Annotated in this window: 19 protein-coding genes and 1 pseudogene; 7 read left to right on the forward strand and 13 right to left on the reverse strand. The window is 65.6% G+C overall.

Going from position 1 to position 23,134, the window contains the following annotated elements; all coding sequences use genetic code 11:
• Window positions 1-3: 3 nt before the first annotated feature.
• The 6 genes from OO015_RS05995 to glnA (OO015_RS06020) form a co-directional block, all read right to left on the reverse strand.
• On the reverse strand, window positions 4-1,113 hold the full coding sequence (locus OO015_RS05995) for a hypothetical protein (protein WP_265940323.1): 1,110 nt from the start codon (window positions 1,111-1,113) through the stop codon (window positions 4-6).
• Window positions 1,114-1,121: 8 nt separating this feature from the next.
• Window positions 1,122-2,129, reverse strand: a complete 1,008-nt coding sequence (locus OO015_RS06000; protein WP_265940324.1) for a uroporphyrinogen decarboxylase family protein — start codon at window positions 2,127-2,129, stop codon at window positions 1,122-1,124.
• Complete coding sequence (rmuC, locus tag OO015_RS06005) at window positions 2,113-3,483, reverse strand: DNA recombination protein RmuC (RefSeq protein WP_265940325.1); 1,371 nt, start codon at window positions 3,481-3,483, stop codon at window positions 2,113-2,115. Before rmuC ends, OO015_RS06000 begins: the two co-directional genes overlap by 17 nt.
• Window positions 3,484-3,496: 13 nt before the next feature.
• Window positions 3,497-4,183 carry a hypothetical protein gene (locus OO015_RS06010; protein WP_265940326.1) on the reverse strand — a complete coding sequence of 229 codons (687 nt, stop codon included), beginning with the start codon at window positions 4,181-4,183 and terminating at the stop codon, window positions 3,497-3,499.
• 195 nt (window positions 4,184-4,378) lie between these two features.
• Window positions 4,379-5,848 carry a type I glutamate--ammonia ligase gene (gene glnA, locus OO015_RS06015; protein WP_265940327.1) on the reverse strand — a complete coding sequence of 490 codons (1,470 nt, stop codon included), beginning with the start codon at window positions 5,846-5,848 and terminating at the stop codon, window positions 4,379-4,381.
• A gap of 73 nt (window positions 5,849-5,921) precedes the next feature.
• On the reverse strand, window positions 5,922-7,370 hold the full coding sequence (gene glnA, locus OO015_RS06020) for a type I glutamate--ammonia ligase (RefSeq protein WP_265940328.1): 1,449 nt from the start codon (window positions 7,368-7,370) through the stop codon (window positions 5,922-5,924).
• A 703-nt stretch (window positions 7,371-8,073) separates the two neighbouring features.
• Between glnA (OO015_RS06020) and OO015_RS06025 the strand changes: the two genes are divergently transcribed.
• Genes OO015_RS06025 through OO015_RS06045 form a run of 5 tightly spaced genes read left to right on the forward strand, consistent with a single transcriptional unit; the run spans window position 8,074 to window position 12,596 of the window.
• The gene (locus OO015_RS06025) at window positions 8,074-8,424 is read left to right on the forward strand and encodes a hypothetical protein (protein WP_265940329.1); all 351 of its coding nucleotides are present in this window, start codon (window positions 8,074-8,076) and stop codon (window positions 8,422-8,424) included.
• A 34-nt stretch (window positions 8,425-8,458) separates the two neighbouring features.
• Window positions 8,459-9,463: a hypothetical protein gene (locus tag OO015_RS06030; RefSeq protein WP_265940330.1), complete on the forward strand. Its 1,005-nt coding sequence runs from the start codon at window positions 8,459-8,461 to the stop codon at window positions 9,461-9,463.
• A 37-nt stretch (window positions 9,464-9,500) separates the two neighbouring features.
• Window positions 9,501-10,154, forward strand: a complete 654-nt coding sequence (locus tag OO015_RS06035; RefSeq protein ID WP_265940331.1) for an NYN domain-containing protein — start codon at window positions 9,501-9,503, stop codon at window positions 10,152-10,154.
• Window positions 10,135-11,271, forward strand: coding sequence for a M20 family metallopeptidase (locus OO015_RS06040; RefSeq protein WP_265940332.1), 1,137 nt, complete (start codon window positions 10,135-10,137; stop codon window positions 11,269-11,271). Before OO015_RS06035 ends, OO015_RS06040 begins: the two co-directional genes overlap by 20 nt.
• 47 nt (window positions 11,272-11,318) lie before the next feature.
• Window positions 11,319-12,596, forward strand: a complete 1,278-nt coding sequence (locus OO015_RS06045; RefSeq protein ID WP_265940333.1) for an aspartate aminotransferase family protein — start codon at window positions 11,319-11,321, stop codon at window positions 12,594-12,596.
• Between the two features lie 552 nt (window positions 12,597-13,148).
• On the opposite strand, the gene OO015_RS06050 is transcribed toward OO015_RS06045, so the two are convergent.
• Window positions 13,149-13,793: a MarR family winged helix-turn-helix transcriptional regulator gene (locus OO015_RS06050; RefSeq protein ID WP_265940334.1), complete on the reverse strand. Its 645-nt coding sequence runs from the start codon at window positions 13,791-13,793 to the stop codon at window positions 13,149-13,151.
• Window positions 13,794-13,887: 94 nt separating this feature from the next.
• A complete protein-coding gene (locus tag OO015_RS06055) occupies window positions 13,888-14,475 on the reverse strand; it encodes a protoglobin domain-containing protein (RefSeq protein ID WP_265940335.1) in 588 nt (195 codons plus the stop codon).
• A 512-nt stretch (window positions 14,476-14,987) separates the two neighbouring features.
• Here OO015_RS06055 and OO015_RS06060 point away from each other — a divergent pair.
• Window positions 14,988-15,665 (forward strand): helix-turn-helix transcriptional regulator, encoded by a 678-nt coding sequence (locus tag OO015_RS06060; protein ID WP_265940336.1) that lies wholly within the window; start codon window positions 14,988-14,990, stop codon window positions 15,663-15,665.
• Here the strand turns inward: OO015_RS06060 and OO015_RS06065 are convergent.
• From OO015_RS06065 to OO015_RS06095, 5 genes and pseudogenes are all read right to left on the reverse strand, one after another.
• Window positions 15,650-15,793 (reverse strand): hypothetical protein, encoded by a 144-nt coding sequence (locus OO015_RS06065; RefSeq protein WP_265940337.1) that lies wholly within the window; start codon window positions 15,791-15,793, stop codon window positions 15,650-15,652. The two genes, OO015_RS06060 and OO015_RS06065, sit on opposite strands and share 16 nt — an antisense overlap.
• Window positions 15,780-17,891, reverse strand: coding sequence for a heavy metal translocating P-type ATPase (locus OO015_RS06070; protein ID WP_265940338.1), 2,112 nt, complete (start codon window positions 17,889-17,891; stop codon window positions 15,780-15,782). The genes OO015_RS06065 and OO015_RS06070 overlap by 14 nt, the downstream gene beginning before the upstream one ends.
• Window positions 17,866-18,252, reverse strand: a complete 387-nt coding sequence (locus tag OO015_RS06075) for an ArsR/SmtB family transcription factor (protein ID WP_265940339.1) — start codon at window positions 18,250-18,252, stop codon at window positions 17,866-17,868. The genes OO015_RS06070 and OO015_RS06075 overlap by 26 nt, the downstream gene beginning before the upstream one ends.
• A 199-nt stretch (window positions 18,253-18,451) precedes the next feature.
• Window positions 18,452-20,260, reverse strand: a pseudogene (locus tag OO015_RS14190) (acetate--CoA ligase family protein).
• Window positions 20,227-21,243, reverse strand: a complete 1,017-nt coding sequence (locus OO015_RS06095; protein WP_265940341.1) for a GNAT family N-acetyltransferase — start codon at window positions 21,241-21,243, stop codon at window positions 20,227-20,229. The pseudogene OO015_RS14190 and the gene OO015_RS06095 overlap by 34 nt, the downstream one beginning before the upstream one ends.
• 111 nt (window positions 21,244-21,354) lie before the next feature.
• Here OO015_RS06095 and metG point away from each other — a divergent pair, with 111 nt between their 5' ends.
• Window positions 21,355-23,109, forward strand: coding sequence for a methionine--tRNA ligase (metG, locus tag OO015_RS06100; RefSeq protein ID WP_265940342.1), 1,755 nt, complete (start codon window positions 21,355-21,357; stop codon window positions 23,107-23,109).
• The last annotated feature ends 25 nt before the right edge of the window (window positions 23,110-23,134 follow it).

The following is a 23,134-nucleotide window of genomic DNA, read 5'->3' on the forward strand; positions in this document are numbered from 1 at the left end:
CGGTTACTCGCGCGAAGCGTACCGTGATGCTGATTCCCGGATCGCTGGCACGCAACGGTCCGTCTCGACGTCGCACGGACTCTCCGGCCAATCCGGCGGGAGACCGAAAAGGTGTGACGGGGTTTCGAGTACCCAGAGACCGGCCGCGTGCGGCCTGGCTCCGGCCTGCTCGAGGAGCGTGAGGAAGCGATCCGGTACGTGGTGTTCTCGTTCAGGGGAACTGCACAGGACGAGCGGTGTCCGGCCGATCGTCCACGGAGTCAAGCCAGGTGCGACCAGCAGAGCGGAGACCGGGTCCGGCAGGCGCGGTATGAGTTCGACAAGCAGGTCAACGAGCGATCGGAATTCGACCGATTGGGCGGTAGAGAGCGCGAGGACGAGCGGGTGCTCGAGCGAGCGGAAGCGCCGGGCCTTCGCCTGCACCTTGGTCACGATTCCCCGGGGCACGCGCGTCTCGTCCGTCGGAGAGCTGGGGAGAACCGGTCGCGTGTCGGCCTCGCTATCCGCCAACGCTTCGAATGCGAGCGTCCAGCCCCCGCGTTGCCAGACGAAGCGCGCCGGTGCAGGCACCTGGGCGTCGAGCCCGATGAGCCAGGCGGCGAGTGTCTCGCGGAGCTCGCGGAGGGGAGGTGTACCGATCCCGTATTCGACGTGAACCAACCGGATCGTCAGGGCCGGGCGACGGAGCTCGTGCAGGACGTCGAGGATCGGGTACAGGCGTCGTTCAGCCCGCCACGCTTCGGTGGGTGGGGCATGGATGAGTGCTTCCACATAGAATACCTCGTTGGCACGGGCCACGAGGAAGTCCGGCCGGGGCCCACGCCGGCCGGTAGCTGGATGCAGCATCAGCTGGTAGCCGTGTCGACGGAACAACTCGTGCAGATACAGTTCCCAAAAGGCAGCAAGCGCGAGCCGTGGATCGCGCTCCCAGAAACGGCTGCGGATATCAGTGCGTGCCGGTTCGGGAATCCGAACGAACCAGCTTTCGAGGAGCGACCGAATCCGGTTATCCGCTGGGGTAGCAGCGCGGGCGAGCCGTTGGGCGACCGTCTCCCGGTGCGGTGCGACGGGACGGGTCGAATGCGCTTCCGGTGGGGTTGCGAAAAGACGCATCGGCGTGCTCAGTTCTGCCGGGCTGGGGCTCCAGCACGACGCACAGCGCGGACGATCGCCTCGATGGTGGCCTCGGGTGTCGCGATCGGAATCACGCAGCCAGGTGTCACCATCAGGTGGCGCCCACCGAGCTGCCTGACGGCATCGACTGCTTCGTCTGCCGCCGCTTCCGGCTCGCGCTCAGCGAGCCGGGTCTCGTCGATGCCGCCGGCGACGCAGCGCCCGCTCCGCTGCTCGCCCTCGCGGAGCGAGGGCCCCGCCCGGCGGTCGTGCCAGTTGAGCACGTTGACTGGATAGTCGAGGACGAGATCGAAGTGCGGTTGCGGACCGTGGAGGTGCAGCAGCACGATCGACGCTCCGGACGCTTCCGCGAGGGCGTCGAGATCCCAGGGGCACCCCCACTGTGCGTAGGTCTCCGCATCCATCACGTCAGCGGTCGCACACTGGGTCGCGAAGAAGATCCCGTGCGCGCCGGCAACCAGCGAGGCGCGAATCAACTCGCGTGTCGTCTTGGTGATCGCCGCTAACGCCTCCCTGACGCGATCGGGGTGTGTCGCGATGTCCTGGACGACGCGGCCAGCCGAGAGTTTGAAAGCCACCGTCAAGGGACTGAAGATCGTCTGTAGGACAGGCACGGTTCCCTCGAGTTCCTGGACGACCAGCCGTACGCTGCCGATGACGACGCGGAACGCTCCCCGATCCACGCGGAGCGGCCGGATCGTCGCCCAGTCCTCCGCCCGCTGCACGGGACAGCGCGTCACGGTGCGTGTACCGTTCGGGGAACCGCGGTACTCGCTCGCTCCGCCCCAGGCGATGACCGGGTAGTCGCCGGGCGGCATCGCTTTGACGAAGTCGAAGGCGAAACGGCGCTGCCAGGCTACCGTCGCGGCAGCCAAGGATTCGGCCTGCTGGTCGACCTCGGGGAAGTGCCGCCACAGACTCACCGGCGGTGCGTCGAGCGGTGCGCCGGCCAGCGCTGCCTCGACCCGTTCCCAATGCTCACTCGGCGTCCGCACGCGCGTCGTCTCCGTCCAGTTGCTCGACGAGCGCAGGGGGTGTCGCCCCACTGAGCGCTTGCATCTGTCGCAAGGAACCGAGCGCGCTCGCGGTCTCGCGGGCGAGCGCATCGCGACTATTCTGCAGCATCGTGAGTCCTTTGGCGAATCGGCCATTGAGCTCGCTCTCCATTGTCCGGAGCGCCTGTTCGAGCTGGTGCGACAGCGCGGAGATGCGCGCGCTGTCCTCCTCGCGGAGGAAGCGCACCGCGAAGTGCAGGAGCGTGAGGAAGTAGGGGATCGCCATGCTGTAGGAGATGACCACCACGCCACGCTCGAGCGCCCGAGCATGGAGCCGTTGCGTCCAGCGGTAGACCGCGTCCGGGACAGCGATGATGGCGAGCCCCAATGTCAGCTCGGGATCGAGGTAGACGGTGACTTCGTCAATCCGCCGTTCGAGGAGCACTTCCAGTTCGCGACGCAACTGGTCACTGGCTGTCTCCTCGAGTTCCTCCAGCTGGCGGACACCGACCCATTTCGAATCGACCGGGACATGTTTTCCGTTGGGCAGGCGAAAAGCGAACTCGACGGTGCGGTTCCGGATCGTCAGGTTGAACGCTTTGAACTCGGCCGGAAGGTGCTCGAGGATGGCTTCGAGGACGTGCTCGCCAGCCGCACCGCGCGAGGCCGACCCGGTCAGGACAGCATCGATACGGGCGACGAAGCGGGCCAGCTCCTCCTGCTGGCGGCGCGCTTCCTCGTCGTTGCGACGGAGTTCGAGGAGTGCCTGCTGGGCGGTCACCAGTGCCTGCTGCAGCTGATCGATTCGCCCGCTCGTCGTATCGTGTTGTTTTTCCAAATTCTGGAGACTGCCGCGGAGTTCACCGAGCAGTTCGCCGAGTCGCTGCAGTGCATCCTGGAGTTGCACCTGCCGTTGCTCGCTTGTCTGCGTACGGCTTTGCAGCTCGGCCGTGCGCGTGGCGAGTTGCTGGAGTGCCTGGACGAGGGTCGTCGTGTGCTGCAGGTGTTGGCGCGCTGACTCGTCGAGTTTTCCCTGGAGTTCCCGCACGGTCTCGCTCAATCGCTGCAGACCGCTCTGCAGCTGCAGCTGATACTGCTCGGTCGCCTGTGTGCGGGTCTGCAGCTGGGAGGTGGCGGTGGAGAGATCGGCCAGCGACCGTGCCAGCTCACTGACCTGTTGCGACTGGCTGCGCGCGGTTTCCTGGAGCACAGCGAGTGCACTCTGCAGCGGAGCGAGGTCGGGAAGCGGCCCACCGGTCCGTCGGCTTGCCCAGAGAACGAGCGCGAGCGCAGTCGCAAGCCCGACCAGGCCGACCGCACCGACCAGCACGACGAGCGTCGCCGTGTCCCCCACTGCATCCCCTCCCTCACGGTTCGCTGGTGCCTGGTGGCTCGATGGTGAACGACTCGTCGAATCCCCAGTAGCGCAGGACGAGGACGGAGCCGTCTGCGTACTCGGTACGGAGTTGGCGAGGCAGTTGATCTGCCTGACCGATCCAGAGTGTCAGCTGGTTCGGTTTCTGGCCCGCTGGTGTCACGATGATTGCCCACTTTTCGCAGATGACACCGTCGATCGTCTCGGACGGAAGTTCCTCGATCGTCACGCTGGCTGCGCCGGTTCGGGCTGCAGCGAGTTCGGCTGGATCGTACAAGCTGGCGAAATCGGGCGACTGTTGGATCTGTCCCAGTTGCCAGCGGTCACCGGAACGGATCCAGCCGGCATCACCGACGATGATCCACTCCTGGGCAGGTTGCCCGCTCGCCGGATCGTACTGGATGGCGTGCAACCGATCGGGGAGGACGACAGCGAGTTCGAGCCGCTGGCGGAGCGTACCGGAGGTGTCGTAGGCCGTGATCTCGGCACGGAACCGCTGGACGGTTGCCCAGGCATCAGCCCAGGCAGTCACCCGGGCCTGGTCAGCCGGAGAGAGGGCCGGTGTTCCCTCGGGAACGGGTGTCGGCGTCGGGGGCAAGGGTGTCGGTGTCGGTTGCTGGGGCAGCGAACAGGCGCTGAGAACGAGCACGACCAGCAGGAGTACGATGCGACGAACCATCCACCTGTCCCTTCGGTGCTGAGCACTGTCGTAGCGAGTGTCGGCTATAGCAGGAGTCACTGTCAAGTTCGGGCTCGCGCACAGGTGGGAACTGAGGGGCCGCGTGCTCGCTCGTCGTACGGGCTACGGCGAACACCACTGGCCTGCCCCGAGCCGGGGCAGGCCAGTGTGAGCCGTCCGTTGGAGCTCGTCCGATCAGTAAATCTCGAGGTACCGATCGAGTTCCCACTGCGTGACGTACTGGCGGAAGGCGTCCCAGTCGCGCTTCTGCGCCTCGAGCAGCCGTTCGAACACGTGCTCGCCGAGTGCCTCGCGGATCACCTCATCCTTCGCGAGTTCGTCCATGGCCTCGCCGAGCGTGGAGGGCAGCGTCTGGATATTGCGTCGCTTGAGGTCCTCGTCGGTGAAGTGGTAGACGTTCTCCTCCACCGGTTCGGGCAGCGGCAGCTTGCGCTCGATACCATCCAGGCCGGCTGCCAGCATGACCGTGTAGGCGAGGTAGGGGTTGGCCGAGGGATCAGGGCAACGAAGCTCGATTCGCGTGGCCTGTACCCGCCCGTGCCGCACTGCTGGGACGCGGATGAGCGCTGAGCGGTTCTGGCGAGCCCAGCTGATGTAGACCGGCGCTTCGTAGCCAGGAACCAGTCGCTTGTAGCTGTTGACCAGCGGTGCCAGCACCGCGCACATCCCGCGGGCGTGATAAAGCTGCCCGGCGATGAAGTGCTTGGCGAGGTCGGAAAGCCCGTAGGGGTCATCCGTATCGACGAACAGGTTCTGGCCGGTCTCGATCGAGGCCAGGCTCTGGTGCGTGTGCATGCCGCTCCCGTTGATCCCGGCGATCGGCTTGGGCATGAAGGTGGCGTAGAGGTCGTGCCGCTGAGCGATCGCCTTGAGCGTGTACTTGAAGGTAATCGCGTTGTCGGCCGTCGTCAGTGCGTCGGAGTATTCGAAGTCGATCTCGTGCTGCCCCACGGCGACCTCGTGGTGCCCTGCCTCGACCTTGATGCCGAAGGCCTCGAGCGCCCGGATCATGTCCTTGCGGACCTCGGCGGCGAGGTCAGTCGTCAGGTCGAAGTAGCTACCCTGGTCGTGGGGGAGCGGCGCGATCTTGCCGCTCTCCTTGCGGAAGAGGAAGAACTCCAGCTCGGGACCGGTGTTGTAGACGAAGCCCAGCTTGGCGGCGCGCTCGAGCTGCCGCAACAGCACCACACGCGGATCGCCGGGGAACAGTTCGCCGTTCGGATTGTAGACCCAGCAGATCACGCGAGCCGTCTGGGGATCCCACGGGATCGGTGCGAAGGTCGAGAGGTCGGGCATGAGGTACATGTCGCTCTCGGCGATCCGGGCGAACCCCTCGATCGAGGAGCCATCGAACCACTGGCCCTGTTCGATCACGTGCGGAAACACGTCGATGGGGATCTGGACGTTCTTGACGATCCCCATGATATCGGTGAACTGCAGGCTGACGAACTCGATCTTGAGTTCCTCGGCGCGCTTGAGCACCTCATCAGCGGTCGGAACTGGCGCGCGCCGACCGACGACACGCGTATCGACGACCAAGGCAAACCCTCCTTCACGGAATCGACGATCGTTGCCGATCCACTTGCGGCGCCCATGCCACCCGATCGGCCTGGGGGCAGCGCCGTGGCCATCCGGGCCGACCATGAGTGTACTCCCTTACGTCATGGTCCCATTACCGTTCCATCCTTCCCCACCCACTGCGCGTCTGGCTCGCTCATCAGACGTCGAAGTACAAGTAGAACTCGTCCGGATGCGGTCGGATGTCGACCTCGCGGAGTTCCTTCTCCCGCTTGTAGGTGATCCAGGTCTCGAGCAGGTCGCGCGTGAAGACGTCACCCTCGAGCAGCCAGTCGTGATCGCGTTCGAGCGCATCGAGCGCCGCACCGAGCGAGCCGGGAACGTTCTTGACGGAGTTCGCCTTCTCGTCAGCGAGGGGATAGATGTTCACATCCAGTGGACCGAACTGGCTGGCATCGAGCTGGCGCTGGATCCCGTCGAGACCGGCCATCAGCATGGCGGCGAAGGCGAGGTAGGGGTTGCAGCTCGGATCGGGTGGCCGGAACTCGATGCGCTTAGCGGCTGCGTTCTCTGGTCCGGTCGTGTACATCGGGATACGGACGCAGGCGCTGCGGTTGCGCTTGGAAAAGGCGACCATCACCGGCGCCTCGTAGTGCGGAACCAGCCGCTTGTAGGAGTTCGTCGTCGGGCTCGTGAGGGCGAGCAGTGCATCGACGTGCGTCAGCAGGCCGGGCACGTACTTGAGGGCCAGGTCCGAGAGTTCGGCGTAGTGACAATCGGCGTAGAACAGGTTCCGGCCGTCGCGCCAGAGACTCTGGTGGGTGTGCATGCCGTTCCCGTTATCGCCGAAGAGTGGCTTGGGCATGAACGTGGCGGTGACCCCGTGCTTGCGTGCCACGTTCTTGACGACGTACTTGTAGATCATGACCTTGTCGGCCATCGCCGTCAGGGTGTCGCGGCGCATGTCGATCTCGCCCTGACCGGCAGTCGCAACCTCGTGGTGGTGCATCTCGACCGGGACGCCGATCTGCTCGAGGATCAGCGCAGCCTCGCTGCGGATGTCCTGGAACGTATCGTGCGGCGGAGCGGGAAAGTAGCCTTCCTTAGGCCGGATCGTGTAGCCGAGGTTCGGTCGCCCGTCGTTCCGGCCGCTGTTCCAGTAACCCTCGCGCGAGTCGATCGCGTAGTCCATCCGATACGGGAGGACATCATAGCTCACGTGATCGAACAAGAAGAACTCGATCTCCGGGCCCCAGTAGCTGGTAGCGGCGATCCCGGTTGCCCGAAGGAATTCTTCGGCCTTCTGGGCCACATAGCGCGGATCGCGCGAGTAGGGGCGGCGTGTTTCCGGGTCGAGGACATTGCAAATGATGGCGAGCGTGGGGATCGTCGCGAAGGGATCGACGAATGCGGTCTCGGGATCCGGCATGAGGAGCATGTCGCTTTCCTCGATCGCCTGGAAACCCCGGATACTCGAGCCGTCAAAACCGATCCCGCGCTCGAAGTCGATGAGGCTCAACTGGCTCGCTGGCAGCGAGGCGTGTTGCCACGTACCTGGGATATCAGTGAAGCGGAGGTCGACGATCCGAATGTCGTGCTTGCGGATCAGATCGAGAACTTGCTCTGGAGTCTTGCAGGAGCCGTACATGGCAACCCTCCCGCGCGTCCGTAAAGCTGCCAGAGCGGACTGCATCACTGCCGCAGCCCTGCACACAGGATAGGTCACCACGTCGCGAGACACCTCGGCGCAGTGCTCAGCAGAAGGGATCGTATTTGTGCATCGTGCACAATCGGTTGGGGACCGGTGACATCGGGGACGAAGACGCACGGCCCTGACTGGCAGCCTCGCGGCCGACGCACCCTCACAACTCTCATTGGCCCGCGGTGCCGGTTCATCACCGGGCCCCGCGACCGCCAATGGCGGCTCGGTGAGAGCCAGGGCCGGTCGGCTTTCGCCGACCGTCGCGCCGATCGCGCACTCACCCGTCAGGGCCGTGCATCGTCAGTATACTCCGGCGTGACTGCTGTGTCAAGGGGGCGAGTGCGACTCGGATCTAGTCGCGAAACGTAGCCGCTAACCTCGATCCAGTCGGTCATCCGACGGTCTCGCTGCTCGAGCTGTGTACCGCTAAGGGGCTGTGTGTCACCAGCTGCCGCTCTCCTGCCGCTCGAGAGACGGATTCGGCGTATTGGGGAAGCGCATGATGGTGCGAGCCAGTCCGCTCTTGCGCATTTCTGGCCGTTGCCGGATACTCGGGGCGACTCGGGTTCTCTGCCGTGTGGTCGGCCTGTCACTCGCGGTGTACCCTCATGGCCGAGTGGACGAGAGGCCCGGACAGGAGGTGGGGCGGATGTACCTGACCGACGCGCTGCAACGCATCCGCCAGCGGCTGGTCGCCAACCAGGCACGACCCGAGACGCTCGCGCTGGTCGACAGCGTCCTGGCGACCGCAGAGCGTGCCGGCGGTGACCAGGCCCAGGTGCGCTCGTTGCTCGAGCTGGTTCGCCGTCTCATGCGTACGCCGCAGGCCAACAGTAACATCGCGATCTACGACGACCTGGCAGTCCTCGAGGAGCAGCTCGTCCAGCAGGCAGCGCAGGCTGCAGCGGCACGAGCGCAGCAAGAAGATCGCCCGCTCCCGAAGCCCAAGAAGTACTACCGCCAGCTCAAGGAGCGGGAACGCGAGAAAGAGAGCGACTGAGCGAGCGCGGTCGAGTGATGGAAGGGAGCGGAGTGTGGGCGGACGGGTCTATCGGGTCGTCCAGTACGGGCTGGGACCGATCGGTCAGGAGCTGGCACGCCTGGCGCTCGAGCGGGCGTCCTACGAGCTGGTCGGAGCGGTCGACATCGATCCTGCCAAGGTCGGTCGCGATGTCGCCGACCTCCTGGGTTTCGATCGGCCGACGGGTATCGTGGTGCGAGCGGACGCTGAAGCGGTGCTTGCCGAGACGCGCCCCGATTGCGTCTTGCACACGACAGGTTCCTATCTCGACCGCGTCCTTCCACAGCTCGAACAGATCGTCCGAGCTGGCTGCAATGTCGTCTCGACATGCGAGGAGCTCTCCTACCCGGCAGCCGGGCACCCGGAACTGGCCGCCCGGCTCGATGCGCTGGCTCGCGAGTACGGTGTCACCGTGCTCGGCACGGGAGTCAATCCTGGGTTCGTTATGGATACGCTCCCGGTCTTTTTCAGCGGCGTTGCCCAGTCGGTCAGTGCTGTCCGTGTCGAGCGTGTCCAGAATGCCTCGACGCGCCGGAAGCCCTTGCAGGAAAAAATCGGTTCGGGCAAGACGGTCGAGGAGTTCCAGCAGCTGGTCGCGACTGGTACGGTACGGCACGTCGGCTTGCGCGAATCGGCCTATCTTATCGCGCATGGGCTCGGCTGGACGATCGAGCGCTACGAGGAGCGGATCGAGCCGGTGGTCGCCGAGCGCCGCATCGTGACACCGTACTTCACCGTCGAACCCGGGCGCGTCTGCGGAGTCGACCAGCTCGGTCGCGCCTTCGTCGCCGGCGAAGAGCGGATCACGCTGCACCTGCGCATGTACCTCGATGCCGATCCGGCCTACGATCGCGTGCTGCTGGAGGGGCCGACGCCGCTCGAGCTCGTCATCCCGGGCGGGCTGCAGGGCGATCGTGCGACGACTGCCATCGCGCTCAATGCCGTGCCGCGTGTCGTGGCGCACGCGCCTGGTCTCGTAACGATGGTCGATTTGCCGATCGTCACTGTTCGCTCGTGATATCGCTGGGCTGGTGCAGTCGAGGAGGTTTTTTCCGATGGTTTTGGCGAATCAGATGGATCGTGTCGCCTTGTTTTTCGATATGTCCAACCTCTATTTCGTCGCTCGTGACCTCGGTGTCCGCATCGACTACGCACGCTTGCTCGATTTCCTGGTCGCTGGTCGTCGGTTGGTCTGTGCTTATGCGTACGTCACGCTGGCGGGAGAGGAATCGAGCGCAGTGCCGTTCCTGACCTGGTTGCGGCGTAACGGCTTCCGCGTGGTCACGCGCACGCTGCGGCGCGGTAGCGACGGTGTCCTGCGCGGTGACCTCGACCTTGAGCTCGCGGTCGACGTGCTGCTTCAAGCACCGCACGTCGACGTCATCGTCCTAGTCACTGGTGACGGCGACTACTGCTACCTCGTCGAGGCTGTGCAGCGGCTCGGCCGACGCGTCGAGATCGCCTCGGCACCGCGCAACACCGCCGTCGAGTTGATGGAGCTAGCCGACTATTACATCGATTTGGAAGCCAATCTCCGTCACTTCAGCCAGCCGCGACCGTCCTCGATCGGCCGTGGTGAGCCCGGTGGACGGGCCAGCGAGAACTGGCGCACCCGTCACGAGGAAGAGCCGGAGGAGCGCGGCTACGAGCTGGAGCGCGGGTCGGAGTGGGGCGAGCAGGAGTACCGCGATGACGATTTCGGTCGCTGAGGTTGCCACCCGGCGGGACTCGCTCCTGGCCGAGGTGCAGAGGCTCGTCGAACTCGAGTCGCCGAGTACGGAGAAGGCCGCTGTCGACCGCCTAGTGGCGTACGTGCGCGAGCGGGCACGCCAGCTGGGGGCGATGCTCGAGGAACACCCGCAGGCCGACTACGGCGACCTGACGGTCGCCAGCTGGCCGGCGTGCGGCGCGGCACCGCCCGAGCCACTCCTCGTCCTCACGCACCTCGATACGGTGTGGCCGGTCGGCACGCTCGCACGTCGTCCCTTCCGGGTCGAAGGAGACACTGCCTACGGCCCTGGAATCTACGACATGAAGGCGAGTGTCGCGATGTTCCTCGAGGCGGTACGGCTCTTGCACGAGCGGGGCCTCGCCCATCGGCCGCTTCGCTGGCTGATCAACACGGAAGAAGAAGTCGGGAGCCCGGTCTCGCGCCCGCTGATCGAAGCTGAGGCGCAGCGGAGCGCGCTCGTGCTCTGCCTGGAGCCGCCAGCGCCGGGCGGTGCCTTAAAGACCGCCCGTAAAGGGGTGGGGATCTTCACGGTACGGATCACCGGGCGGGCTGCGCACGCCGGGGCCGATCCAGAGCAGGGGGTGAGTGCCATCCAGGAGCTGGCCAACCAGATCGCCTACCTGCACAGTCTGAGCGACCAGTCGCTCGGCACCACCGTCAACGTCGGTGTGGTCGGGGGCGGGACACGCTCGAACGTGGTCGCGGCCGAAGCGTGGGCGAAGGTGGACGTACGGGTGGCGACGCGCGCGGAGGCGGAGCGGGTCATCGCGGCCGTGCTGGGGGCGCGTCCCTGGCTGCCCGGTGCGACGGTGACGGTCGAGGGCGGCCTGAACCGCCCGCCGATGGAGCGGACACCGGCGATCGCCGCGGCCTTCGAGCGGGCGCGGGCGATCGGCCGGGAACTTGGGGTAGAACTGAGCGAAGCCGCGACCGGTGGCGCGAGCGATGGCAACTTCACGGCGGCACTCGGTGTGCCGACACTGGACGGGCTGGGCTGCCCGGGCGATGGTGCGCATGCCGAGCACGAGCGGATCAGTCTGAGCGGCTTGATCGAACGGACCGCGCTCCTGTCGGCACTGCTCCACCGGCTGTGAATGAGGGCATGGGATGGAACGACGGAAAGGGAAAGGGGTTTGAGCAGATGCGTCTCGAGGTCGATCCACTACAGATTCTGCCGCGTGTGCTGGCTCGCTACTCCTCGGTCGTGGTCGAGCGGGCCGAGGGGCTCTACGTCTGGGACAAGAACGGCGAGCGCTGGATGGACTTCACCTCGGGGATCGCGGTGGTCAACACCGGCCACTGCCACCCGCGCGTGGTGGCGGCGATCCGCGAGCAGGCGGGGAAGATCATCCACGCGCAGGCCAACATCCTGATCCACGAGCCGATGCTGCGGCTCTCCCAGCTCATCACAGCGACGATGCCACCCAAGTTGAATCAGGTGTTCTTCACCAACTCCGGCGCCGAGGCAGTGGAGGGGGCAGTCAAGCTGGCCAAGGTGGCCACGGGTCGTCCGGCGGTCATCGCCTTCCGCGGTGCCTTCCACGGGCGGACGCATCTCGCGATGGCCCTGACTAGCTCGCGGGTGAAGGTGCGCGGTCACTACGAGCCATTGGTGCCCTCCATCTACTACGCACCCTATCCCTACCCGTTCCGCAATCCCTACAACGTGCCGCCGGATGACGTCGACCTCGTCTGCATCGCAGAGTTGGAGCGCCTGTTCCAGACGATGGTGATGCCGGACGACGTGGCAGCGATCATCGTCGAGCCGATGCTCGGCGAGGGTGGATACATCTTGCCGCCCAAGCGATTCCTGCAGAACCTGCGCGCCATCTGCGATCGCTACGGCATCCTGCTGATCGTGGACGAAATCCAGACGGGGGTCGGGCGCACCGGGACGATGTGGGCGTTCGAACAGTTCGGAATCGTGCCGGACATCGTGACGGTGGCCAAGGGGATCGCTTCCGGGCTGCCGCTGGCCGCGGTGGTGGCCAACAAGGAACTAATGGATCGCTGGGAGCCGGGAGCCCACGGTGGCACCTACGGCGGCAACGCGGTCGCCTGTGCGGCTGGCGTGGCGACCTTCGAAGTGATGCGTGACGAGAAGTTGCCGGAGAACGCTGCCCGCATCGGCGGCTACCTCATGGCGCAGCTACGCGAGCTCCAGCAGGAGTTTCCCGTTATCGGCGAGGTGCGTGGACTGGGTCTGATGATCGGTGTCGAACTCGTGAAGCCCGACCGCTCGCCGCATCCCGAGGCGGTCAAGAAGGTGGTGCAGCGCGCCCAGGAGCTCAAGACGCTCCTCATCACGGCGGGCGAGTACGACCACGTGATCCGTGTTATCCCGCCGCTCGTCATCACCCAGGAGCAGGCCGACGCCTTCCTGGACGTGTTCGCCGAGGCGCTCAAGGCAGCCGAGTGACGCTCGGTGCTGGGAGCGAGCCGCACGTCTCGTCTCCGAGCATCGCCGGACGGGGATCATGCGTGGCGCTTCGTCGCCTCTCCCGGCCCTCCTGCCTGGAGCTGTGCGGAGCGTGGCCGGCACGGTGGGTGGAGGCTCGCTGACGCTCTTGTTCGGCCAGCCCCGTCGCTTCTGCTCGCCTCGACCTCGGCGGTGACACCGCAATCGATTGCGGCCCGTCGCGTCTCACCCTGGACGAGCTCGTGCCTCGACCGGGAATCGTCGTTGACGACCGGAGCGGGTGGATCGCTTCGTCCGGTGCGGCCCTCTGATCACCAGTGACCGTCGGTGCGATCGCCCAGGCTGGGCGAGGCGAAGTGAACCGAGATATCCGGGGCCGCGGTGCGGAAGAGCAGCGTGTCACCCCCTCGAGAGGAGGCATCGGCTCCACGCCAGGGGAAGTGTCGTCGCTGCATCAGCGGAGCAGGGATAGCCGCGAGGGGCCGCTCCCGTTCTGTTGTCGTGCGACAAGCACGTCCTCCCGTTGCTGCGGGAGGGAGGTGTGCACCGGACTCACTCGGCTGCGATCGGCAGGAGGCCCTGAGGACGTTCTGGGGCATAGTCAGGACAGGCCAGACGGGCCTCCTGCTCGCTCAGGAATCGTTCGATGAGGTTGCAGCGGTGCGGTTCGTCCGTGCCCGGCGCGACGTTCTCGCGGAAGTAGATACAGCCGCGGCAGGCTTCGGCGACCTGGAGGAGTCCACCAGCACGGAGGCTCCAGACCACCGCTCCCAGCCCGCGCTCCAGCGCTGCCAGCTCCTGGTCGTCCAGTCGGGCGAGCGCTTCTTCGAGCGTGTGACCGAAGGTATCGAGCCGTTCGACGACTCGTTCCCCCTCCGCTGTCAAGCGGAGGAGCGTGACGCGGCGGTCGATCGGGCTCGCCTGGCGGGTGACGAGTCCGGCGCGCTCGAGCGCGTCGATAATACCGATCGCCGTGACGTGTGTGACACCGAGGGCTTGGGCGAGCCGTCCGACCGAGGTGAGGAACGGCTTGGTGTAGCGGATCCACAGTAACGCTTGGGCTTGCAGCGGTGTGAGGCCGATTCCCTTGACCTCGTCGGACGAGATCGCCTTGACCGCATGACTCAAGCGGAGCAGCGCCATCGCGATGCGGGCTGCTCGGGAGTGTTGCCGGAGTTCCGGATCGAAAACGGTCATCGCGCGGGACTCGTCCATCCTGATTCGTCGAGAACGACGTCACTCGTCAGCACGTGACGAGTATAGCACCGGTTACGTTGCGAGCCGACGTGCTCTAGAAGACACCCTCCTTCACGTAGGGATACGTCCAGAGAATGGCCTGCAGGAGCACTGCCTTCAGCCAAGCCTGGTGCATCCGCTCGACCTGAGCTGGGTCGCTCTCGCCTCGTTCGAGGAACGGGCGCACGGTCGCATAAATGGGGTAGACGAGCGCGATCATGTAGCGATAGTGGACGAACGGCGGGGCTCCCTCGACGTTGTCGGTCTGGTTCTTCCGATCGAAGTGGCGGCGTCCGATCTCGTACGCGTAGTCCAGCCAGCGCTGGTCGAACTCGGCCCGGCAGGTATCGAGGACCCATTGGCCGAATCGCTTGCGTACGCGTGCCAGATATTCCTGGTGTGGCCCCTCGGGTGTGGAGAAGTAGCGGAGCAGGAAGTCGTGGCCACCGACGAACCCGTACCAGACGTCCAGGAGTTCCTCGACGTGCGGTGCCAGGATCTCACCAGCTCGCCGGAGCGCAGCGGCATCCTCCTCGGTAAAGAGGAGTGCCTGCTTCAACGTCGCCAGGTCGGCTTCCGTGTACGGAGCACGGGGCAGAGCGGGATCACCGAAGCGATAACCCGGAATCGCTGCTGTCGTCATCACTGACCTCCTTCTGATCACCCGAATATGTCGGATAGCTACACAATAGCGATTCCAGCGCTGGTTGTCAAGATCCGTGTGCCGTCGACAGTGCGATCCGGTCGGATGCGAGAGACGGGGGACGGATAGCCAGCAGAGAACGGTCGAGGACCCGTGGGCGTGGTGCTGGTTCGTCTGGCCGCAGCCGCGATCGGTGCTGGCCTGCGTTGACCAGTGCTGGCCCGGCATGGGAGAACAGGGGGGCCAAGGTGCTGTCTCACTCGCGGTGGCAGACACTGCTCGGTCGTGTCCATGGTGCGTCTCCCCTGCGGACAGTACAGGGGATGTCTCGCTCCCCTTCCGCTTCGTTGGAGAGCGCTGGTGGAGTGCTCGTCGCAGGAGGGTCCTCTCCGCGCAGTCTGGTCGATGGAACGCGTGCAGCGCAGGAGCGCAGCGGTCGCGGAGTAGGATCGAGCAGAACGATATCGAAGCTTTACTGTTATGCTATGCTTCCATCAAGAGGAGGTGCGGCCATGCAACGCGCGACGATCGCACCCGACCGGCCCTCGACGCGTGAGCAACTCCTCACGCTGCTCAAGAAGAGCGAGGGGCTCACGGCTGATCAGCTCGCTCGCATGCTGGGTATCACCTCGATGGCGGTGCGCAAGCACCTCGCGGTGCTCGAACGAGATGGCCTGGTGACGACGTCGCTGCTTCGCCGAAAGGTCGGTCGACCGGCCCGCCTGTACCGGCTCAGCGAGCGGGCCGATGCGCTCTTTCCCCAGCACTACGACGCCGTGCTGACGGAGCTGCTTTCGGACCTCGCCAGCCTCGATGGTCCAGCCAAGGTGGACCTTCTTCTCCGGCGTCGAGTCGAGCGCACGGGCCAGACACTCGCTCGCGAACTCGCGGCTCTCCCGACGCTCCGTGAACGCGTCCGTCGCCTCGCCGAGACGCTCGATGCGCTCGGATACTACACGACGTGGGAGGAACTCGACGGCGAGACGTACCGGCTCTGCCAGTATCACTGTCCCATTCGGGAAGTCGCGGTGCACTTCCCCGTGACCTGCGACGCCGAGGTCGAGCTGTACCGCGGACTGCTGCGCGCCGACGTCGAGCGCCAGTGTCGGCTCGCTGCTGGCGCTCCCTGCTGCTGCTACGTCATCCGTCCCATCGCGGTGTCCCCAGCCGACGCTCACGCGGCGAGCTGAAGCAGCAGACCGAGCAACCAGAGACTCAGAACCAGCACGATACAGACCAAGATGCCGAAGAGTACGCCGAGCAGCGCGGCGGTGCGAAGATGGAGCTTTCGGCTCGGCTCACGTTCAGCGCCGGACATCGCCCCGTCCGTCCCAGCCGAGGCGTGCGCTGTTTGTCAGGATGAAGAGATCAGGTACCACTTGCGCAGTCGCTGCTAACGTGGGTGGCAAAACGCCGAGTGCCGCCAGACTCAGGCCGACCAGATTGTAGAGGCCGGTGCTGACCAGGTTCGTCAGCGCGGTCCGGACTGCGCGACGTGCCCAGCTGATCGTCAGCGGAACCAGCGCCCAGTCCTCGCGGAGGAGGACAACGTCGGCCGTTTCAGCTGCCAGGGCTGTGCCGGCGCGCCCCATCGCGATGCCGACGTCCGCCTCTGCCAGCGCGGGCGCGTCATTGATCCCGTCACCCACCATCGCTACGATATGCCCGGCTTCTCGGTACGAGCGGGCGAGAGCGAGCTTGTCCTCCGGCAGGAGGCGCGCTCGCCAGCCGATACCGAGCTGCGCAGCGAGGCGTGCGGCTGCTCGTTCGTGGTCGCCGGTCAAGAGCTGGATCTCGCGCACACCGAGCCGGCGGAGTTCGGCGATCGCCTCGGCGACACCGGGGCGCAGCGTGTCAGCGAACGCGATGACTCCGATCCGCTCGCTGTCGCGCTCGACGATTGCCACTGTCTTCCCTTGCTCGAGCAACTCGGCGAGCGGTGACCAGTCATGGTCCATAGCGGTCGGGGCGCGCACTCGCACCGTTACGCCGGCTACCTGGGCTACGACACCGATTCCGGCTTCGTCTGTGAACGACTCGGGTGTACCGGGGATGAGCCCATGCTGACGGGCTGCTATCCGGATCGCCTCGGCGAGTGGATGCACTGCGTACCGCTCGGCAGTGGCAGCCAGCCACAACAGTTCCTCGATGCTCGCCCGTCCCTCGACTGGTACGATGTCCGTAACGACCGGCTGGCCGAGCGTGAGCGTGCCGGTTTTGTCCAAGAGTACGACGTCGACATGTGCCAGTCGCTCGATTACAGCACCGCCTTTGATCAGTACGCCGCGGCGTGCTGCCCGCCCGATGGTCGCGACGAGTGCCATCGGTGTCGCTAACGCGAAGGCACACGAGCAGGCGACGACCAGAACAGCTGCCATTGCCAGCGGATCGCGCCGTATCGCCAGGGTCATCAGTGCTACGGTGACCACGACCGGAAGGTACTGGTCGGAGAAGCGATCGGCCAGGCGTTCCATGCGCCCGCGCTGCGCATGGGCGGTCTCCACGAGACGCACGACGCGCGCGAAGACCGACTCGCTGGCCGGTGCTGTCGCGCACACGCGCACATACCCGCTCCGGACGACTGTCGCGGCGTACACGGTGTCTTCCGGCCCGACAGTGCGCGGCGCCGGCTCACCGGTCAGCGGTGCTTCCTCGACCGACGCCATGCTAGCGAGCACCAGACCGTCGATCGGTATCGCCTCACCGGCCCGCACGACGACCACTTCCCCAGGGCGCACGTCCGAAACCGGTACGTCCAGTTCCTGCCCGTTTCGCTCGACACGTGCCCGTTGTGGGGCGAGTGCCGCCAGGTCGTGCAACGCTCCCCGCGCCTGGCTCGCTGTGACCTCCTCCAGCGCAGCCCCCAGTCGCATGAACAGGACGACGATCGCTGCAGCTGCCCACTCACCGACCGCCATTGCCGCGATCGCGCCGAGCGTCATCAGCGTATGGGCTGTCACGCGCCGCTGCAGTGTGGCCCGTACGACCTCGCGGAAGACCGGATACCCCCCGAGCAGGGTCATAGCGGCCCACAGTGGCCAAGGGATCCAACGGTTCAGGAGTTCCAGCGTGCCGGTCAACTCAGCGATGACGACGCCGATGACGATACTCGCCGCCACGGCAGCGAGGAATGCGACACGTCGCCAGGCTGTCTCCCCATCTGTACGGTCTTCGTCGACCGGATGCCCGGTTTCCGCCAGCGCTCGCGCGATCACCGTCTGATCGACGCGAGCTGGATCGATGACCACGATCACCTTCCCGGTTGCCGGCAATGCCTCTACCGCGAAAACCCCCGATAGTCGGCAGAGGGCCTGTTCGATCTCACGAGCGCACTCCGCACAGTCCAATCCCCGTGCACCGAGAACGAGCGTCGTACGGCCGTCCAACGGCTCAGCGGGCGTCGATCGGCTGGCCATCGATGGACACCTCCTGTTCCTGGTGCTGTTCCAGAGGCAAGAGCGTGTACTTCGGGCAGGTCAGGACACCGCGAGCCGATTCAGCGAGGAGCTGTTCGGCGAGTGCGAACAGCTGTGCACACCGCTCGTCGGCCAGGCGATAGACGGCATGCTGTCCACGCCGCTCGCGCACGACCAGACCGCAGTCGCGCAAGCAGCGCAGGTGATTGGACACGTTCGTCACTCCCTGGCCCGTCAGCCGCGCGATCTCACCCACGGTGCGCGGTCCGCCGCGCAACACCTCCAGGATCGCCAGCCGGCTCGGATCGGCGAACCCGCGAAAGAGTTTGGCCTTGAGTTCGAGGTAATGGCGGTCGAGCATACTCGCTCCAGCATTTCAGCAAAAGCTGAAGAATAGATACGCGAGCCCTACCGGTCCTGTCAAACCTGGAGCGCACCGGTCGTGCGTCGTCGTACCGTGCGGCTCGTGTGGTGCTCGTCGGACAGCGAGCGTTCTCCGGGTGCCGATGCGCCGTGTAGCTCGTCCAAAAGACGGTCGCGAGCCTGCCGGCAGCGTTGCATCACCCGGCACGGCGGTCGCCAGCCGGGTGCGTGACCCACCACGGCCGGGTTCGTGCTCCCAGGGGCAGGGGCGGCTCGGCATGCTCGATGCGGATGCGGGCATCGACGACGACGACACCATCCGGACGAGCGATGACCGGGTTGAGGTCGAGTTCCGCGACGTCCGGGAGTTCCTCCGCCAGGACGCTGACGCGCAGCAGGAGTTCCTCGACGGCAGGCACATCGACCGGTGGCGCGCCCCGGTAACCGGTAAGCAACGGAAAGCTCTTGAGCTCGCGCAGCATTTCTCGTGCGTCCTCGACGGCGAGCGGCGTCAAGCGCACGGCAATATCCCGCAAGGGTTCGACCAGCACGCCGCCCAGTCCGCAGACGACGACCGGGCCGAAATGACGATCGTGCGTCACACCGACCAGGAGTTCCACGCCGCCGACGACCTGCCGTTGCACCAGGAAGTGGACGCTGGCGAAGCCTTCCCGCGTCAACCGGTCCTGGATCTCGCGCGCCGCCGCTTCGACTGCCTCGGGGATTCCAACCCGAGGCGGACTGCTCCACGCTCGGTCTTATGCGTCAACCCGGGCGCGACTGCCTTGAGGACGACCAGCCCACCGATGTGGCGGGCTGCTTCGGCCGCTTCCTCCGGTGTGGTGACGAGCGCTTGTTCGACCATGCGTATGCCGAAGCAGGCCAGCACACGCTCCGTCTCTTCCGGATCGAGCCAGCCGCCGCCTCGTCCCAAGGCGTTGGCGACGATCGCGGCTGCTTCGTCGCGGCGGATATCAGGGAACTCCGGTGTTGGCGTGATCGGTCGTTCGCGCCAGGCTGCATACTGTGCCGCCCGGGCCAGTGCGATCGCCGCCGCTTCCGGGAACGCGTACGAGGGGACACGGACATCGGGTGCACGCAGTGCTTCCGGAATCCCGTGTGAGGAGAGAAAGACGGCGGCGACCGGCTTGCCGAGCGTGTTCACGTCGCGGGCTGCATCGACGATCGCGCGTGCGACCTCCTCGCTCGGCACGCGCATCGGTGGGAGAGAGATCACGATCACCGCATCGACGACCGGGTCGTGCGCCACCAGCGGAATCGCCTGCCGGTAGGCTTCCGCATCGGCGGGAGCAGTCAGGTCGACCGGATTGCCGACGCTGGCATGCGGCGGGAGCAACGTCCGAAGCTGCGCCTGAGTCTCGGACTGGAGTTCCGGTACCTCCAGTCCGTGAGCGACGCAACTGTCGACCGCCAGGATGCCGGGACCGCCCGCGTTGGTCACGATCGCCACGCGCTTCCCCTTGGGGAGCGGCTGATTGGCGAGCAGCGTCGCGACATCGAAGAGCCCCTCCAGCGTCTCGGTCCGGATCACGCCGGTCTGGCGGAAGAGTGCGTCCACTGCAATGTCGGACGCAGCCAGGAGCGCTCCGGTATGGGAAGACGCAGCGCGCTCCGGCGCTCGTCCGCCCGCTCTTCACTGCCACGATCGGTTTCGTCCGACCGACTCGCCGTGCGATGCGGGCGAACTTGCGCGGGTTCCCGAACGATTCCAGGTAGAGCAAGATCACGTCGGTTCGGGGATCGGTCTCCCAGTAGTTGAGAAGATCGTTTCCCGAGATGTCTGCCTTGTTACCCATCGAGACGAAGCTCGAGAGGCCCAGGCCGAGCGAACGGGCGTAGTCGATGATCGCCAGCCCCAGTGCACCGCTCTGAGAAGCGAATGCGACTCGCCCTTCCGGCGGTGGCAGCGGGCCGAACGTCGCGTTGAGACGGACGTTGGGATCCGTGTTGATCACACCGATGCAATTCGGACCGATGAGTCGCATGCCGTACGCTCGACAGATGCGCAGGAGTTCGTCCTGCCGTGCTCGTCCCCCCCCGGACCGATTTCTGCGAATCCGCTCGAGATGACGACGAGCGCGCGGACCCCTTTCCGCCCGCATTCCTCGGCGACTTTCGGTACTTCCGGCGCTGGCACGGCGATCACGGCGAGGTCGACCGGCTCCGGGATCGCTTCGACTGAAGGGTAAGCGAGGACCGATTGCACGACGCGCGCATTGCGGTTGACGGGGAACACTGGCCCGTTGAAGCCGTATTCGAGCAAGTTGTGGAAGAGTTCGCCGCCGACCGTTCCGCGCTGGCGGGAGGCCCCGATCACCGCGACGGTCTTCGGGTAGAGAACCGCCTCGACCGCGTGCGCGGCGGCGATTTGCTCGCGCCGCTCGAAGCGCTCGATCGCTTCCGGCGTGAGCGATGTCGGGAAGGTGACGACGATTTCGCTGATACCGGTTCGGATTTCGACAGGAACACCGAGGTCGCGGAACACCTGGATCATGCGGTAGTTCTCCGGCAGCACCCAGGCGACGAAGACACGGATGCCGTTCGCATCGGCGATCTCGGCGAGTTGCCCGACGTGGATCGTTCCCGAGCCGCGTCCCTGGTAGTCATCGGCGACCGCGAGCGCGACCTCCGCGCGCTCACCGTCGAGCTTGCGGTACGTCGCGACACCGACGATCCGGTGCGTCGGGCCAGCCTCGGCGATCAAGGCGAAGTCGTTGCGATAATCGACCGAAGCGTCCTCCTGGGCTGCCCTGGCGAGGTCGACCGCTTCGCCGAAGAAGCGGAGCTTGCGTGCTTCTGCCGACAGCCCTTCGTAGAACGTGCGGATCGCTGGCTCGTCCTCGGGCCGAACGGGGCGTACGTGCACGGTGCTTCCATCGCGCAAGACGACGTCGGCTTCACGGTGCGCTGGATAGATTCCTGCATCGCGTGGCCCCCTCCGCTCCCACTGCCGATCTGGATCGAGCATGCTCAGGATACTCCGTCCCGTTTCCGTATGGGCAGCGCGAGGCGGACGCGCGATCTGCTTTAATCGAGAGGCGAAACGAGAAGCGTCGTCGAGCGGTAGGAGCGATGGGCGATGCCTGAAACGATCGGTGTGTTCGTTGCCTGGCCGTATGCCAACGGAGACCTCCATTTGGGGCACGTCGCTGGGGTCTACATTCCGGCCGATACCTTCGCACGCTACCACCGGCTCCGTGGCGATCGCGTGCTCATGGTCAGCGGCAGCGATGCCCACGGCACACCGATCACTGTCGCAGCCGAGCGTGAAGGTGTGACGCCGGAGGATATCTTCAAGCGGTATCATCGTCGGTTCCTCGAGACGTACCAGCAACTCGGCATCGCGTTCGACCTGTTCACGCACACGCACACTGCCAATCATTTCCGGGTCGCCCAGGACATCTTCCGAACGCTCTACGAACGCGGGTACATCTTCACGCAGACCCAGATCCAGCTCTACTGTGAGTACGACCGGCGCTTCTTGCCTGACCGTTACGTCGAGGGTACCTGTCCCTATTGCGGCTATCCGAGCGCGCGCGGCGACCAGTGCGATAACTGTGGGCGGACCCTCGATGCGATCGAACTCATCGAGCCACGCTGTCGTCTGTGTGGTCAACGTCCGGTTCCGCGCGAGACGGAACATTTCTTCTTCGATCTACCGGCCTTCACCGATCGTCTCCTGGCGTACCTCGAGCGCCAGACGCACTGGCGACCGAACGTGCAGCACTTCGTCCGCAACTTCATCCAGGACGGTCTCAAGCCACGACCCGTCTCGCGTGACCTGGAATGGGGCGTTCCGCTTCCCATCCCAGGCTACGAACACAAGGTCATGTACGTCTGGTTCGAAGCGGTGATCGGTTATCTCTCGGCCAGCATCGAGTGGGCCCTCGCTGAAGGACAGCCGGACGCCTGGGAAGCCTGGTGGCGAGATCCGTCAGCACGAGGCTACTACTTCATCGGTAAGGACAATATTCCGTTCCATGCCATCATCTGGCCGGCTGAACTCATGGGCTATGATGAGTCGCTCAACCTGCCCTACGACATCCCGGCGAACGAATTCCTGAACCTCGAAGGACAGCAGTTCTCGACCAGTCGCAATTGGGCCATCTGGGTTCCCGACTTTCTCTCACGGTACGCGCCGGATCCCTTGCGCGACTACCTCACCAGTATCGCGCCGGAGACGCGCGACAGCGAGTTCACCTGGCAGGGGTTCGTGGAGCGCAACAACAACGAGCTTCTGGCGACGTGGGGGAATCTCGTGCACCGCATCTTGACCTTCGTTCAGAGTCGCTTCGAGGGACGCGTGCCGGAGCCGGGTGACCTCGACGGGCGCGACCGGATTCTTCTCGAGCAGATTGCGACCGGTTTTCAGCGCATCGGTGACCTCTATGCGCGCGTCGAGCTCAAAGCGGCTCAGCGCGAGGCGATGGCGCTCGCGCGGGAAGTCAACCGCTACCTGGACGAGAAGGCACCGTGGTTCCAGATCCGCGAGGATCGGCAGGCAGCGGCGACGACGATCTTCGTCGCCTTGCGTGCGATCGACTCGATCAAGCTGCTGCTGGCACCGATTCTCCCCTTCTCGAGCGAACGGCTCCACAGCCTGCTCGGCTACCAGGAGCCGCTCTTCGGCGAGATCGCTATCGAGACGGGGCCGCAGACCGGTGGTCACGAGGTGCTGCGCTACCGGCCCATTCCAGGCGAAGCACGCGACCGTTGGCAGCCGAGCGAGCTGGAGCCAGGCCGTCCGCTTCCCCCGCCACAGCCGCTCTACCTGAAGCTGGACGAGTCGGTCGTCGAGGAGGAGCGGCAACGGCTCCTGGCGCAGTCGCGCTGATGCCGTCGCACTGGCTCACGGCTGT

It is taken from the genome of Thermomicrobium sp. 4228-Ro (assembly GCF_026241205.1).
Lineage (GTDB): Bacteria > Chloroflexota > Chloroflexia > Thermomicrobiales > Thermomicrobiaceae > Thermomicrobium.